The organism is Stenotrophomonas sp. NPDC047960, assembly GCF_043204395.1.
GTDB lineage: Bacteria > Pseudomonadota > Gammaproteobacteria > Xanthomonadales > Xanthomonadaceae > Stenotrophomonas.
In genome coordinates this window covers 417975-433333 of record NZ_JBIDBX010000003.1, presented here as the reverse complement: position 1 = coordinate 433333, position 15359 = coordinate 417975, and the positions used below count along the sequence as shown (strand labels likewise).

The 15359-nt window shown below is 65.9% G+C and carries 12 protein-coding genes and 1 rRNA gene; 8 read left to right on the top strand and 5 right to left on the bottom strand.

What is annotated here, in order from left to right; all coding sequences use genetic code 11:
- A 5S ribosomal RNA gene (gene rrf, locus ACGFZ3_RS09935) occupies positions 1–86 on the top strand; the annotation flags it as partial.
- A gap of 424 nt (positions 87–510) precedes the next feature.
- A complete protein-coding gene (locus ACGFZ3_RS09930; RefSeq protein WP_392919918.1) occupies positions 511–915 on the top strand; it encodes a transposase in 405 nt (134 codons plus the stop codon).
- Positions 916–975: 60 nt separating this feature from the next.
- Here ACGFZ3_RS09930 and ACGFZ3_RS09925 read toward each other — a convergent pair whose 3' ends face one another.
- Together ACGFZ3_RS09925 and ACGFZ3_RS09920 are read right to left on the bottom strand one after the other, a co-directional pair.
- Positions 976–2706 carry a M28 family metallopeptidase gene (locus tag ACGFZ3_RS09925; protein WP_392919915.1) on the bottom strand — a complete coding sequence of 577 codons (1731 nt, stop codon included), beginning with the start codon at positions 2704–2706 and terminating at the stop codon, positions 976–978.
- A 52-nt stretch (positions 2707–2758) separates the two neighbouring features.
- A complete protein-coding gene (locus ACGFZ3_RS09920) occupies positions 2759–3421 on the bottom strand; it encodes a hypothetical protein (RefSeq protein WP_392919954.1) in 663 nt (220 codons plus the stop codon).
- A gap of 94 nt (positions 3422–3515) precedes the next feature.
- Between ACGFZ3_RS09920 and ACGFZ3_RS09915 the strand changes: the two genes are divergently transcribed.
- Positions 3516–4841, top strand: coding sequence for a murein hydrolase activator EnvC family protein (locus ACGFZ3_RS09915; protein WP_392919913.1), 1326 nt, complete (start codon positions 3516–3518; stop codon positions 4839–4841).
- Positions 4842–4937: 96 nt separating this feature from the next.
- Positions 4938–6362, top strand: coding sequence for a S41 family peptidase (locus ACGFZ3_RS09910; protein WP_392919910.1), 1425 nt, complete (start codon positions 4938–4940; stop codon positions 6360–6362).
- 179 nt (positions 6363–6541) lie between these two features.
- Here ACGFZ3_RS09910 and ACGFZ3_RS09905 read toward each other — a convergent pair whose 3' ends face one another.
- Positions 6542–7234, bottom strand: a complete 693-nt coding sequence (locus ACGFZ3_RS09905) for a rhomboid family intramembrane serine protease (RefSeq protein ID WP_282247678.1) — start codon at positions 7232–7234, stop codon at positions 6542–6544.
- Positions 7235–7464: 230 nt separating this feature from the next.
- Here ACGFZ3_RS09905 and ACGFZ3_RS09900 point away from each other — a divergent pair, with 230 nt between their 5' ends.
- Positions 7465–8808, top strand: coding sequence for an outer membrane protein transport protein (locus ACGFZ3_RS09900; RefSeq protein ID WP_392919905.1), 1344 nt, complete (start codon positions 7465–7467; stop codon positions 8806–8808).
- 75 nt (positions 8809–8883) lie between these two features.
- Here the strand turns inward: ACGFZ3_RS09900 and ACGFZ3_RS09895 are convergent, their stop codons facing one another.
- Positions 8884–9612 (bottom strand): ThuA domain-containing protein, encoded by a 729-nt coding sequence (locus ACGFZ3_RS09895; RefSeq protein ID WP_392919902.1) that lies wholly within the window; start codon positions 9610–9612, stop codon positions 8884–8886.
- 104 nt (positions 9613–9716) lie between these two features.
- Between ACGFZ3_RS09895 and ACGFZ3_RS09890 the strand changes: the two genes are divergently transcribed.
- On the top strand, positions 9717–10364 hold the full coding sequence (locus ACGFZ3_RS09890; protein WP_392919899.1) for a hypothetical protein: 648 nt from the start codon (positions 9717–9719) through the stop codon (positions 10362–10364).
- A 69-nt stretch (positions 10365–10433) separates the two neighbouring features.
- On the opposite strand, the gene putA is transcribed toward ACGFZ3_RS09890, so the two are convergent.
- The gene (gene putA / locus ACGFZ3_RS09885) at positions 10434–13658 is read right to left on the bottom strand and encodes a bifunctional proline dehydrogenase/L-glutamate gamma-semialdehyde dehydrogenase PutA (RefSeq protein ID WP_392919896.1); all 3225 of its coding nucleotides are present in this window, start codon (positions 13656–13658) and stop codon (positions 10434–10436) included.
- Positions 13659–13933: 275 nt separating this feature from the next.
- On the opposite strand from putA, the gene ACGFZ3_RS09880 reads away from it, so the two are divergent.
- Positions 13934–14410, top strand: a complete 477-nt coding sequence (locus tag ACGFZ3_RS09880; protein WP_392919893.1) for a DUF2244 domain-containing protein — start codon at positions 13934–13936, stop codon at positions 14408–14410.
- Positions 14411–14421: 11 nt separating this feature from the next.
- Positions 14422–15357, top strand: coding sequence for a cytochrome c oxidase subunit II (gene coxB, locus ACGFZ3_RS09875; RefSeq protein WP_392919890.1), 936 nt, complete (start codon positions 14422–14424; stop codon positions 15355–15357).
- The last annotated feature ends 2 nt before the right edge of the window (positions 15358–15359 follow it).

The following is a 15359-nucleotide window of genomic DNA, read 5'->3' as shown; positions in this document are numbered from 1 at the left end:
CGATCCCATCCCGAACTCGGAAGTGAAACGCAGCTGCGCCGATGGTAGTGTGGCTCAAGCCATGCGAGAGTAGGTCATCGCCAGGGTTTACACCCAAAAACCCCGCTGCTCACGCAGCGGGGTTTTTTCTTTTCCGCGATGGGCGCGTTCCGACCAACGGTCGACATCTACCGTGACGGGCCGGGAGGCGGTAGGGTCGGTTCCCAAACGACGATGTGCATGGATGCACAAGTGGTGCGGCCGCAGGACGCGGAAGAGCATCCACTGCCGATAACGGTGATCGGCACGGTGACGCATGGACCCTGATCAAAATGCGTTGCCTGCGTTCGTGGTCATGCCCCAATGGGGTAATCACCACGGCGGTCGATTGGGATGCGACCCTACCGGCTTCGTCTGACAGGTTGATTGAGGCTTCCCGGATACAACACACCATGGGCAAAACGCCACTCTGTGGTCATGCCCAGTCCACGCCTCCTCATCGGCCGCCGCTCCCTTCAGGGCGCGTATTACATGCTTACCACCGTCGTCGCCGGCCGCCAATCCCTCTTTGTCGATGACCCCACCGTTGAATGCGTGGTCGAGGCACTTCGCTGCTCCGATCGCGAACATCGCTCACGCACGCTCGCGTGGGTGGTGATGCCCGATCACGTCCATTGGCTGATGCAGCTGGGCAACGGCAACATCAGTCGCTGTGTCCAAGCTTTCAAATCCCGCTCCTCTCGTGCAGTCAATCTGCATCGCGGCAGCCAGGGTGCGTTGTGGCAACGCGGCTTCTGCGACCACTGCATCCGCTCCGACGAATCGTTACTCACACAGGCCAACTACCTGATCGAGAACCCGGTTCGTTCGGGACTCGCCACAAAGGTAGGCGAGTACCCGTATTGCTGGACGCGGTGGCCATCCACTATCGAATGAACCACAAAAAAGCGGCGCCTCAAGGCGCCGCTTCTTCTCAACCAGCGATGTGGGCCAGGCTTACTTCGCAGCCGGGGCTGGCGCAGCCGCCTCGGTCTTGCCCTTCATCATCTCGTCGCGGGCCGCCTTGAACGGGTTGCCCTCGTACCAGTTCGGCCACTGGCCGCCCACCGCGATGGCCTTGCCTACGCCGTGCAGCAGCTCCAGGTCTTCCACGGTGCCGTCCAGCTTCCAGGTGCTGGCGTCGTACTCGTCCTTCGGGCCGTGGTAACGGTCGCGGCCATACGCCTCAGCCGCCTTTCGGCCTGCGTCCACGCCGCCGTCGAGCAGGTCCTCTCCACCGTCGGCATACAGCGCCGGCACGCCGGCCTTGGCGAAGTTGAAGTGGTCCGAACGGAAGTAGAAGCCGCTCTGCACCGAGGTTTCGCCGTGCAACGTGCGACCCTTCTCCGCGGCCAGCGGCTTGAGGATGTCCTCCAGCTGCGAACTGCCGAAGCCGGTCACGGTCAGGTCCTTGGCCTTGCCGGCCACCGACATCGCATCGATGTTGATCACGCCGGCAATCTTGTCCAGCGGGAAGGTCGGGTGGTTCACGTAGTACTTCGAGCCCAGCAGGCCCGACTCCTCCAGCGTCACTGCCAGGAACACCACCGAACGCTCCGGTGCCGGCTGCTCATGTGCCATCGCATCAGCGATCTCCAGGATGCCGGCCACGCCGGTGGCGTTGTCGATCGCACCGTTGTAGATGTTGTCGCCCTGCTCGCCTTCATGCTTGCCCAGGTGGTCCCAGTGCGCCATGTACAGCACGGCCTCATCGGCGTGCTTGGTGCCCGGCAGCACGCCGACCACGTTGCGCGACTTCTTCTCGGCAATCGTGCTCTTCAGGTCCAGCGAGATCTTCGCCTTCAGTGGCACCGGCTTGAAGCCGCGCTTGTTGGCATCCTTGTAGGCCTGATCCAGGTCCAGCCCGGCATCGGCGAACAGCTGGCGCGCCGCATCGGCGCTCAGCCACCCCTGCGCCGGCAGGCGGGGTTCCGGATCGTCCTTGGCCGGCAGGTCGTACTGCGGACCCGCCCACGAGTTCTTCACCACATCCCAGCCGTACGAAGCACCGGCGGTGTCATGCACGATGAACGCCGCAGCGGCACCCTTGCGGGCGGCCTCTTCGAACTTGTAGGTCCAGCGGCCGTAGTAGGTCATGCGCTTGCCGTCGAACAGGGTGTCGTCGTTGGCGTGGAAGCCCGGGTCGTTGACGAACATGACCACCGTCTTGCCCTTCCAGTCCTGGCCGGCGTAGTCGTTCCACTTCTGCTCCGGCGCGTCGACGCCGTAGCCCACGAAGACCAGGTCGCTGCCGTCGATCTTCACTTCCTGCTGGCCAGTGCGGGTGCCGACCACCATGTCGGTACCGAACTTCAGGTCGCGCTGCTTGCCGGCCTGGTCCAGCTTCAGCACGGTGCTTTCATCGGCAGTGGTCTCGGTCATCGCCACCTCCTGGAACCAGCTGTCGCCGTTGCCGGGCTGCAGGCCGATGCGCTGCATCTGGTCGCGGATGTACTCCACCGTCCGGTCCTCGCCGGCGCTGCCCGGCGCGCGGCCTTCGAACGCATCCGACGACAGGGTCTTGACCAGCTCGCCGAAGTCGCCGGCGTTGATCTCGGCCGAGAAGGCGTGGCCGGCGGCAGCCGGGGTGGTATCAGCAGCCGGCGCGGCGGCCGGTGCGGTGGTCTCGCCCTTGCACGCGGTCAGCGCGGCGGTGGCGGCCAGGCACAACAGAAGTTTGCGGGACATCATCGATTCCTGGAGACAAAGGGCCGGTGCGCGGGCACCGGGTGAAAGCGTATCAATTGGCGGGCGCGGCGTCGGTGTCGAACGGCACGGGTTCGGCGCCGGTGACCGGGCCAATGCTCGCCGTGCGGTGCACGTACAGCACGACCTCGCGCTCGAACCGTAGTTCGCCGGCAACCGAGGCATTCGGGCCGATGATCACGCGGGGCTTGCGGGGTGCATTGAACGAAATGCTGAAATTCGGCTTTTCGATGTGGATACCGCCCTCCACATGCGAGCCGACTCCGACGGTGATGTCGCCGTTGACGGTGGTGATGCCGTTGCGCAGGCGCGTTTCGACCAGGCCGATGCCACCATTGACGGTTTCAATACTGCCTTCGATCTGGCTGCCGCGATCGGTGAAGATGCTGCCGTTGACCGTCTCCAGGTTGCCTCCCGCAATCACCCGTTGACCGATGGCGATCTTGCCATTGACGGTGGAAACACTGCCGGTCCGGGCGCCCTCCTCGACAATGATGCCGCCATTGACGGTTTCGATGCTGTGGGTGGTGGTGCCGGCGCCAACCTTGATGTTGCCGTTCACCGTCTGCAGGTCGCCATAGGCCTGCCCGGCGTCTGCCGTAATGCTCCCATTGACCTTGCTGATGTCGTCAACGGCCCAGGCTGACCCGCAGGGGATCAACAAGGCCAACAACAGGGGAAGCGGATGGAGTTTCATCTGTGCGTGTCCGGTATGCGGCTGGCAGGCCGCCTTCAGGAATGTCACCATGCAGCGCTGCAATCCGCATCTGCCTGAAGTCACTGGAAAGCCCTTGCGCCCCAACGTCTTTTCCTCACGCCGGAATAACAAACCGACCGCTGGGCACGGTCATGGCTCGCGTTGGCCGGTGGCGCTGCCGGCGTTGGCATTGATCCTGGCCCTTGCCGGCCCTGCGCCTCTTTCAGCGCAGAATCCGAAGGAAGCCGAACGCAAGCTGCAGAAGCTGCGCACCGAACTCAAAGGCGTCGCCCAGGAACGCCGTACGTTGGAAAGCCAGCGTGGGCAGGCGTCGCGCCAGTTGCGCGAGGCCGATGAGAAGGTGGCCCGTACCGGCCGCGTGCTGGCCCAGACCGAAACCGCGCTGCAGCGGGAGACCCGCGCCCTGCAGGAGCTGCAGCAGCGCCGGGGTGAACTGCAGGCCGGCTTGAAGGCGCAGCGCCAGGAGCTGGCCTCGCTGTTGCGTGCCGCCTACCGGATCGGCAACAACGCGCCATTGAAGCTGCTGCTGTCGCAGGACCGCGTTGCCGATGCCAACCGCACCCTGGCCTATCACCGCTATCTGCAGCGCGAACGCGCGCGGCGCATCGGCGCGCTGACCGCCGATCTGACTGAACTGGAAACGGTGGAAGCGCAGATCGAAGAGCGCCGGCAGGCGCTGGAAGGGACCCGTCAGCAGCAGAAGCAGCAGGCCGCCAGCCTGGCACTCGATCGGCGTACCCGCGCGCAGACCGTGGCCAGCCTGGACGAGCGCTACAAGGACCGCAGCGAACGCGAGAAGGCGCTTGGCCAGGATGCCAAGGCGCTGGAAACGCTGCTCGCCAACCTGCGCGCTGCTGCCGCCCGCGCCGAAGCCGAACGCCGTGCCGCTGCGCGCCGCGCCGCCGCGGAAAAGGCCGCCGCCGAGAAGGCCGAGCGCGCCGCCGCAGCCAGTGGGAGCAAGCCGCCGCCGCGCCCTGGCAAGACCCCGCCGGCAGTGGCCTCGGCGCCGGCGCCGAAGGTGGGGGGGCTGGGCTGGCCGCTGTCGGGCAACCTGCTGGCGCGCTACGGTGGCAAGTTGCCGGACGGCCGAACCAGCAGTGGCGTGTTGATCAGCGCGCCTGCGGGCAGCACCGTCACCGCCGTCGCCGATGGCACCGTGGTGTTCTCCGACTGGATGACCGGCTACGGCATGATCCTGATCGTCGACCACGGCAATGGCTACATGAGCCTGTACGCACACAACGACACCCTGCTGCGCGATGCCGGTGGCACGGTGAAGAAGGGCGATGCCGTGGCCAAGGTCGGCAACTCCGGCGGGCAGGGCGTTACCGCGCTGTATTTTGAATTGCGGCGTAATGGGCAGCCGGTGGATCCTTCGTCATGGTTGCAGCGCCGGTAGCCCCGTTCAACGGGAATTTACCGTGCCTTCGCGCATAATCGGGCCACGCACCATCAGTGCGTGGTGTCCCGTCCCCCGCTCAACCTGGAGTGCTTCATGCGCGTAGCCCGTTCCGCCACCCTGCTGCTGGCCCTGGTGCCGGCGCTGTCATGGGCGCAGCAGACCGCCCAGGTTCCGGAACGCGGCGGCGATGCGGCCTCCACCGAAGAGGCGGTAACCTCGCGCGTGCCGCTGGAGGAGATCCGCCGCTACGTGGCGGTCTACAACGCGGTGCGTGCGGCGTATGTGGAACCGGTGGACGACAAGAAGCTGATGCAGTCGGCCATCCGCGGCCTGCTGCTGGACCTGGATCCGCACAGCACCTATTTCGACAAGGAAGACGCCGAAGCCTTCGACGAACAGGCCGAAGGTGCCTATGAAGGCATCGGCGTGGAGCTGCAGCAGCAGCCCGACAACAGCAGCCTCAAGGTGATCTCGCCGATCGACGACACGCCGGCAGCCAAGGCCGGCATCCTGGCCGGTGACCTGATCATCGCCATCGACGGCAAGCCGATCAGCGCCATCGAAGCTACCGAGCCGCTGCGGGGCAAGGCCGGAAGCAAGGTGATCCTCACCATCATGCGCGAGGGCAGACTCAAGCCATTCGACGTGCCGATCACCCGCGAAACCATCCGCATCACCAGCGTGCGCAGCCGCATGCTGGAACCGGGCTATGGCTATGTCCGCCTGAGCACTTTCCAGGCTGATACCGGCGCTGATTTCCAGAAGCATGTGGCGCAGTTGCAACAGCAGGCCGGCGGCAAGCTCAGGGGCCTGGTGCTGGATCTGCGCAGCAATCCGGGCGGCCTGCTTACCGCCGCCGTACAGGTGGCCGACGACCTGCTCGACAAGGGCAACATCGTCAGTACCCGGGGCCGCATCGCGATCAGCGACGCACGTTTCGATGCCACGCCCGGCGATCTGCTCAAGGGCGCGCCGGTGGTGGTGCTGGCCGACGCGGGTTCGGCCAGCGCCTCGGAAGTGCTGGCGGGTGCGCTGCGCGACAACGGTCGTGCCCGCGTGATCGGCAGCCGTACCTTCGGCAAGGGCTCAGTGCAGACCGTACTGCCGCTGGACAACGGCGACTCGGTCAAGCTCACTACTGCGCGCTACTACACCCCCAGCGGCAAATCGATCCAGGCCACCGGCATCGTGCCCGACGTGGTGCTGCTGCCGGACAAGAAGGCGGGCGAAGACGACGACCTGCCGGCCAGCCTGTCCGATTACAGCGAAGCGACGTTGCCGGGCCACCTGCGCGGTGACGAAGAAGGCGGCGATGGCTACCAAGCCGGTGACGTGCTGCCCGGCGACGGCCCGATCAACGACGCGCTGGCCGAGTTGAAGCAGCCGGGTTCGGTGGCCGCCAAGCAGAAGGCCGAAGCGGCGAAGAAGCCGGTGCCCAATGTGGAAGCAAAGCCGGAAGCAAAGCCGGAAGCAAAGCCGGAAGCAAAGCCGAAGCCGGAACCTGCACCCACGCCGTGACGGGTGCACCCGCTGGTAGAGTCGGTTCCCAAACGACTGCCGATGACGGGGCAACGCCCGGTAACGCATTGCGTTGAACGGCGTAACAGCCGGATCCGCCGATGTTCATGCCGACATCGAACGCGGCGGATACCACGGCGGTCGATCGGGATGCGACCCTACCAGCCTGCGGCGTACGCTTAGAACCCGTGCCGCTTCCGCAACCGCCGCGCGATCGCCGCGCGCACGTAAACCCCATACACCAGCCCGAACACGAACCCGGCAATGTGTGCCCACCAGGCCACCATGCCGAAGGTCGGGCCGATGTACGCGAACACCACCTGCAGCCCGGCCCACACCCCGATCAGCAGGTAGGCCGGCGCCCGCACGAATTCCAGGAACAGCCCCAGCGGGATCACCACCCCCAGCCGCGCGCCGGGGAACAGCGCAAGGTACGCCCCGATCAGGGCCGACACCGCGCCACTGGCGCCGATGATGATCTGGTCCGGGCTGCCCATGGTGTAGATCGCGGTGAGGTTGGAGATCGCCCCGCCCACCAGGAACAGCAGGATCAGCCGCCACGGCCCCAGCACCCGCTCGGCAGGCAGGCCGAAGATCAGCAGGAACACCAGGTTGCCCAGCAGGTGCGACCAGTCCGCGTGCAGGAACAACGCGGTGAACAGCCGCAGCACGCTGCCGTCCTGGAAGGTGGCCCACCAGTCGAGGGGCCGGGTCAGCCCGGTGGACAGCGCGCCCCAATCCATCCACAGACTGCGTCGGGCATCACCCGGGCGCGAGATCGACCACAGGAACGCGGCCCACAGGGTCGCGAACAGCAGGGGCGTTGCCCAGCGGACAGCGGACTTCTTGCGGGAGGGGAGCGAGACGAACATGCGTGGGCGCTAGCCTAGCGCGGCAACGCGCCTGAAGGGGCGAAGACGCGTTCAGCCTGAATAGCCGGAAAGAGTGATCGCGTTATTGTTTCATTAACCGGTCTGGGTATACTCGCATACGGCGTCGTATGTCGGGAGGGGAATCCGGCGCGTTGTGTCAAGCCTTTCGGGGCCTGGGACAGCGCAGGCGCGCGTTGCCAAATCACACGCATTTCCGGAGAGAACAAACGATGCATACCGCTTCCACCCTCGCCCGCGTCACCGCCCTTGCTGTCGGCATCGCCGGTGTCCTGGCCGTTGGCCACGTCAACGCCGCCGCCTTCCAGCTGAAGGAAAACAGCGCCAAGGGCCTCGGCCGCGCCTTCGCCGGTTCGGGCAGCGCCCAGGGCGACGCCTCGATCATCGCGGTCAACCCGGCCGGCATGCGCCAGCTGGAAGGCACTCTGGTCCAGGGCGACCTGAGCGCCATCAGCTTCAAGGCCGAATTCGAAGGCACCGGCCGCAAGCCGACCGGCCAGCCGCAGACCGGCGGTGACGGCGGCGACGCCGGCATGATTGCCCCGGTTCCGGCCGCGTACTTCCACATGCCGATCGGCGAACAGGCCCACTTCGGCGTGTCGCTGACCGCCCCGTTCGGCTTCAAGACCGATTACGACAACGGCTGGGTGGGTCGCTACAGCGGCCTGAAGACCGATCTGAAGGCGATCGACCTGGGCTTTGCCGCCTCGTACGACGTCAACCCGTACGTGTCCTTCGGCGCGTCGGTGTTCGTTGAGCACCTGACCATCGAACTGAGCAACAACATCGACTTCGGCACCGCGCTGGCCCAGTCCCGCGTGCCGGGCTTCGCCCCGGGCAGCGCCGACGGCAAGCTGACCGTTGAAGGCGACAACAATGCGGTGGGCTGGACCGTCGGCGGCTTGTTCAGCCCCGATGAGAACACCCACATCGGCTTCAGCTACCGCTCCAAGGTCGAACACAAGATCACCGGCGGCGACGCCACCTTCGACGTGCCGTCCAACGCAGCTGCCGTGCTGGCCGTTGCCCAGCCGGGCCGTTTCGTGACCACCTCCGGCAAGGCCACCGTGACCCTGCCGGCCTCGGCCACCATGAGCGTGACCCACAACATCAACGACAAGTGGACCGTGATGGGTGATGTCACCCGCACCGCATGGTCGACCGCATTCGACCAGGTCACCATCGACTACGCCTCGGCGCAGCCGGACTCGGTGCTGGAATTCGGCTACCGCGACACCACCTTCGTGTCGCTGGGCACCGACTACAAGCTGAGCGACACCCTGACCCTGCGTGGCGGCGTCGCGTATGACCAGACCCCGACCACCGACGCCCACCGCGACGTGCGCGTGCCGGACACCAGCCGCAAGTGGCTGTCGTTCGGCCTGGGCTGGACCCCGTCGGCGAACATGGAATACAACTTCGGTTACACCCACCTGTTCACCAGCGACCCGAACATCAGCGTGCCCGCCACCACCAACAACCAGGGCAACTCGCTGACCGGCAAGTACAAGGTCCGCGGCGACGTGCTGGCAGCTTCGTTCCAGTACAAGTTCTGATCCACGGCGCTCGCGCCGCGTAACAGACAGAAGGCCCCGCGCAAGCGGGGCCTTCTGCGTTTGGGTCTTACCGTTTCAACATTGGGGCGAACGGCCCGCCGCATACAGCAGGCCCTGCCGCAGGTGGGCCAGGAAATCGCGGTTGCGGTACAGGCCCGTGTCATGGCCCAGCCCGGTGTACCAGCTACGGCCGCCATCGAACGGGTGGCACCACGCAATGGGGTGGTCGGCACCCATCGTGCCGCCCTGGTACATGCGTTCGTCCACTGTGGCGATCACCTGCACGGCCCCACGTGGGTTGCTGCGGAAGTTGTACAGCTCGTCGCGCACCGGCCATGAAGTGCCCTGGGGCGTTCCCCCGCGCTCAGGCTGCACGCGGCTGAACTGCAGGCCTTCGGGATGGTTCTTGAAATACGCGCCCACCAGCTGCCCGTACCACGGCCACTCGTACTCGGTGTCTGCTGCCGAGTGCACGCCCATGAATCCGCCGCCCGCCCTGATGAAGGTCTCCATCGCCTGCTGCTGGGTGGCATCGAGCACATCGCCAGTGGTATTGGCGAACACCACCACCCGGTAGCGGACCAGGTTGGCATCGTTGAAGTCGGTCGCGTTCTCGCTCTGGTCCACCGCCATGCGCTCGCGCTCGGCCAGCAGGCGCAGCGTGCTCACGGCGGTGGGAATGGAATCGTGGCGGAACTTCGCGGTGCTGGTAAACACCAGCACGCGCTCATTGGCCGCCGCCATGGCCGCGGGAACGGTGGACAGGAACATCGCCAACAGCAACGGCAGGACATTTGGGCGCATGGCCGGATCATGACACAGCCCCGTACAATCGCGGTCCGCGCGCAGCCGGCCGGGTGCCGCCTGCGGCGCAGGAACCGCTTCACGATCCATGACAAGGAAACCACATGTCGCCCGTTCTGCTTCGTTCCACCCAGGCCTTTGCCCTCTCGGCGCTGGCCGCGCCGGCCTTCGCCGCCGCCGATTTCGCCACCTGCTTCACCCTCACGCCGGGCCTGCGCTTCTCCACCGGCGATGAAACCCTGACCATCGAGAAGGCAACCTTCAACGGCCACGACGCCATCAAGGTGCACAGCGCCGGCGGCGGCGTCGGTACCGCCGCCTATTACGATGCCAGCGGCCGCCAGCTGCTGGGCCAGGACCGCTACGGCATCTCCGCCTGGGGCGGCGATGCCTCCCGGCCGGTGATGACCGATACCTTCAAGCCCGCGCCGACCTTCCCGCAGACCGCCAGGCCGGGCGAGCGCTTCGTGGTCAACGGCAGCGGCGAACGCACCCACCACGTGGAAGAAACGGTCGAGCCGGTCGACTACGACGGCTTCAACGACTACACCTTCGTCGGCTTCGAAGACGTGGAGGCCACGGTCGACGACCAGCCGCGCACCTTCAAGGACACCTGCCACCTCACCGCGACCTTCGAAGACAACCGCATGGAAGCCTGGTACGCACCGGGGTTCGGCCGCATCAGGTTCGAGCGCTACATGGGCGAAGAACTGCTCATGCGCGATGAAATCGAGGCGATCCACGCCGAGTGACGGCGACGGTTCAACCCACAAAAAACCCCGCTTTCGCGGGGTTTTTCGTTCAAACCATTACAACAACGATCAATCGCCCAGGGTCAGCAGCGAGGCATTGCCACCGGCGGCCGTGGTGTTCACGGTGACGGTCTTTTCGGTGGCAAAGCGCAGCAGGTAGTGCGGGCCGCCGGCCTTCGGACCGGTGCCGGACAGGCCCTGGCCGCCGAACGGCTGCACACCCACCACCGCACCGATCTGGTTACGGTTGACGTACACGTTGCCCACGTTCACCCGCGAGGCAATGCGGTCCACGGTTTCGTCGATGCGCGAATGCACGCCCAGGGTGAGGCCGTAGCCGGTGGCGTTGATCTGGTCGATCACCGCATCCAGCTGGTCGCCCTTCCAGCGGATCACGTGCAGCACCGGCCCGAAGATTTCCTTGTGCAGCTGGTCCAGGTTCTTCAGCTCATACGCACGCGGGGCGAAGAAGGTGCCGTGCGCGGCCGCTTCGCTGAGCTCGGCAGCGGCGATCAGGCGCGCTTCCTTCTCCATGCGCACCGCATGTTCCTGCAGGGTCTGCAACGCATCGGCGTCAATCACCGGGCCGACGTCGGTCGACAGCAGGCCCGGGTCGCCGATCTTCAGTTCGGCCATCGCACCGGCCAGCATGGTCATCACCTTGTCGGCGATGTCGTCCTGCACGAACAGCACGCGCGCGGCCGAGCAGCGCTGGCCGGCCGAGGTGAACGCCGAACCGATCGCATCCTTGACCAGCTGTTCCGGCAGCGCCGAGGAATCGGCGATGAACGCATTCTGGCCGCCGGTTTCGGCGATCAGCACGCCAATGGCGGCATCGCGGGCGGCCATCGCACGGTTGATCGCGCGCGCGGTATCAGTTGAACCGGTGAAGGCCACACCGGCCACGCGCGGGTCGGCGGTGAGCGCAGCACCCACGGTGGCGCCGTCGCCGGGCAGGAACTGCACCACGCCTTCGGGCACGCCGGCGTCCAGCAGCAGCTTCACCGCGTAGTAGCCGATCAGGTTGGTCTGTTCGGCCGGCTTGGCGATCACGCTGTTACCGGCGGCAAGCGCGGCGGCGACCTGGCCCAGGAAGATCGCCAGCGGGAAGTTCCACGGGCTGATGCACACGAACACGCCGCGGCCATGCAGCTGCAGTTCGTTGGATTCACCGGTCGGGCTGGGCAGTTTCTCGGCATGGCCGAACTGCTCGCGCGCCTGCTTGGCGTAGTAACGCAGGAAGTCCACCGCTTCGCGCACTTCGGCGATGCCGTCGGGCAGGCTCTTGCCGGCTTCCTTGACACACAGTGCCATGAACTCGGGCAGGCGTGCTTCCAGCTGGTCGGCGGCGTGTTCCAGGATCGCCGCGCGGCTGGCGGCCGGGGTGCGGTTCCACTGCGGCTGTGCGGCCACGGCGTTGGCCAGGGCCTTCTCCACGGTGGCGCTGTCGGCCGGCTGCCACTGGCCCACCACCTGGCGCGTATCGGCCGGGTTCACAACGTTCAACAGCGCGCCGGTGGGCTGTGCACCCGGCACCAGCGGGGCGGCCTGCCACGGCTTCACCGCAGCGTTGAGCTGCTCGGCCAGGGCGCGCAGATCGTTGTCGTTGGCGAGATTGACGCCCATGGAGTTCTTCCTGTCGTGGTTCTGGCTGCGCAGCAGGTCAACCGGCAGCGGGATTTTCGGGTGCGGAATGGATTCAAACGAGGCCACGGCTTCGACCGGATCGCGGATCAGGTCGTCGATGGCCACCGCGTCGTCGGTAATGCGATTGACGAAGCTGGAGTTGGCGCCGTTCTCAAGCAGGCGGCGCACCAGGTACGGCAGCAGGTCTTCGTGCGAACCCACCGGTGCGTACACGCGGCACGGCACGTTCAGGCGGTTGGCCGGTACCACTTCGGCATACAGGTCATCGCCCATGCCGTGCAGCTTCTGGTGCTCGTACTGGCCCCCCTGCGCGATCGCCTGCACCGCGGCGATGGTGTGCGCGTTGTGCGTGGCGAACATCGGGTAGATCGCATCGGCATGCGTGAAAAGACGCTTGGCGCATGCCAGGTAGGACACGTCGGTGTTCTGCTTGCGGGTGAACACCGGGTAGGCCGGCAGGCCGTCGATCTGGGCGCGCTTGATCTCCGCATCCCAGTACGCGCCCTTGACCAGGCGCACCTGCAGGCGGCGACCGATGCGGCGGGCCAGGTCGGCCAGATAGTCGATCGTGTACGGGGTGCGCTTCTGGTACGCCTGCACCACCACGCCGAAGCCTTCCCAGCCAGCGAGCGAGGCATCGCTCACCACCGCTTCGATGATGTCCAGCGACAGTTCCAGGCGGTCGGTTTCCTCGGCATCCACCGTGCAGCCGATGCCGTACGACTTGGCCAGCTGCGCCAGTTCCAGCACGCCCGGAACCAGGTCGGCCATCACGCGCGCGCGCTTGGCGTGTTCGTAGCGCGGGTACAGCGCCGACAGCTTGATGGAGATGCCGGGGGCCGAATTTACGTCGCCATCCGGGCGGCCGCCACGGGCCTTGTGGTCGCCACCGATGGAGTGGATCGCGCGGCGGTAGTCTTCCAGGTAACGCTTGGCATCCTTCATGGTCAGCGCGCCTTCGCCGAGCATGTCGAACGAATAGCGGTAGCTGGCGTTGTCGCCCTTGTGCGAGCGCGACAGCGCTTCGTCGATGGTGCGGCCCATGACGAACTGGTGACCCATGATCTTCATCGCCTGGCGTACGGCCAGGCGGATCACCGGCTCACCGACGCGGCCCATCAGGCGCGCGAACGCGCCCGGCACGTCGGCGCGGGTCGAATCGTTGATCTGCACGATGTGGCCGGTAAGCATCAGGCCCCAGGTAGAGGCGTTGACCAGCACCGAATCGCTGCCGCCGAGGTGCTTTTTCCAGTCCGCTTCGCCCAGCTTGTCGCGGATCAGCTTGTCCGCGGTTTCCTGGTCCGGAATGCGCAGCAGCGCTTCGGCCACGCACATCAGCAGCACGCCTTCCTCGCTGCCCAGGTCGTACTGGCGCATGAAGGCTTCAATCGCGCCCTGGTCCTTGGCGCGCACGCGCACGCGCTTGACCAGGTCGGCAGCGGTCGCCTGCACCCTGGCCTGTTCGTCGGCGGGCAGGCGCGCCTGCGCCAGCAGCTCGCGCACATGGCTGGCCTCGTCCTTCATCCAGGCATCGGTGATCGCCTGGCGGAACGCATTGGGAACGGCCGGCAGCTCAGGGGACAGCAGCGGCGGGCGGGAAGCGCCGGACGGGGCCGGGGCAGGGGGAAGCGCGGAGGGTGCGGTCATGCCGGTTGGCTCGTGGAAAACTTGACCATTTTAATCGTTTTTCCATGTCTTTAAGCAATCCGCGCCGCGCCATGGATCAAGTCCATAGCCTTTCATACAGCGGGATTCGGCAGATCCAGCGGTGTCGTTAAAAACTATGCTGATTTCGTCAAATCAGCCGCCGATGCTAATGCTGTATTGCACCATTCGCAAAAGTGTGAACGGACCCTTGCCGCTCGCGCGAGATCGGGGCTACCATCGAGACGTTTCCCGCGGCAGGAAAACGCGGTTGCGACATGATCGAGGTGCTGACAGCTCCGGATGGATCAGAAACGCAACTGCGGCTGCGTCCCCCACGGGCGCTCGATGCCCGGCAGTTCGTCCTGTTGTTTGCTGTGTTGGCGGGGGTGATGTGGCTGGTGGCGGCCCTGGGCTGGTTCACCGGCAATGCGTTCGCCCCCCTGTTCGCGCTGCTGTACAGCCTGTTGCTGGCGGCGGCACTGCGTGTGTTGTGGCGTAGCGGTGAACGGCAGGAAGAAATCCGGGTAGTGCCGGCGTGCGTGGAAGTAATCCCCGCGCCCGGTCAATCGCCGGTGTTCAGTGCGCACCCCCACTGGGTGCGACTGATCGCCGACGAACAGAGGGTCCGGCTTGCGTCCAGCGGTAGGCAGGTGGAAGTGGGGAGTTTCCTCGCACCGGCCGAACGCCAGGCACTGGCAGAGACACTAGAAGGCTTGCTCGTGGCCAGCGATGGCTGCAACCGACGACGCTAAGGGTCTAGGCAATGAAGCAACGCAGAAAGTGGGGCACGCAGTTCGCAAAGGCAGTGGGGTGTGGGGCAGCGCTGATGGCGCCGGTACTGGCGTGGGCCCAATCGGCCGACCCGGTTCCGTGGCAGCTGAACATGGGCAAGGGGGTCACCCAGAGCTCGCGGCTGGCCTGGGAATCCAACATGTTTTCGCTGTGGGTGTGTACGGTCATCGGCGTGCTGGTGTTCGGCGCGATGTTCTATGCCATCTTCAAGTTCCGCAAATCCAAGGGGGCGGTCGCCGCCACCTTCAGCCACAACACCCGGGCGGAGATCGTCTGGACCGTCATTCCGGTGATCATCCTGGTGGTGATGGCGTGGCCTGCCACGGCCAACCTGATCAAGTTCTACGACACCCGCGATGCCGAAATGACCGTCAAGGTCACCGGCTACCAGTGGATGTGGAAGTACGAATACCTCGGCGAAGAGGTTACCTTCACCAGCCGCCTGGACCGTGAATCGGACCGGGTCCGGCAGAGCGGCAAGGTCCCCGACCGCGACAGCCACCCGCACTACCTGCTTGATGTGGACAACCGCCTGGTGTTGCCGGTCGACACCAAGGTGCGGTTCGTCATCACCTCCGATGACGTGATCCACGCGTGGTGGGTGCCGGCGCTGGGCTGGAAACAGGATGCCATTCCCGGTTTCGTCAACGAAGCCTGGACCAACATCGAGAAGGTCGGCGTGTATCGCGGCCAATGCGCCGAGCTGTGCGGCAAGGACCATGGCTTCATGCCGATCGTGGTGGAAGCGGTGTCCAAGGAAGATTTCCAGAAGTGGCTGGCCGACAGGCGGCCCAAGGCGCCCGACCCGGCGCCGGCGCCTGCCGCCCCTGAAGCCGCGCCTGCACCTTCGGCCCCGGCGGCGCCGGCGACCGACGCGGCACCTGCACCGGCGCCTGAAAACGCCTGAAA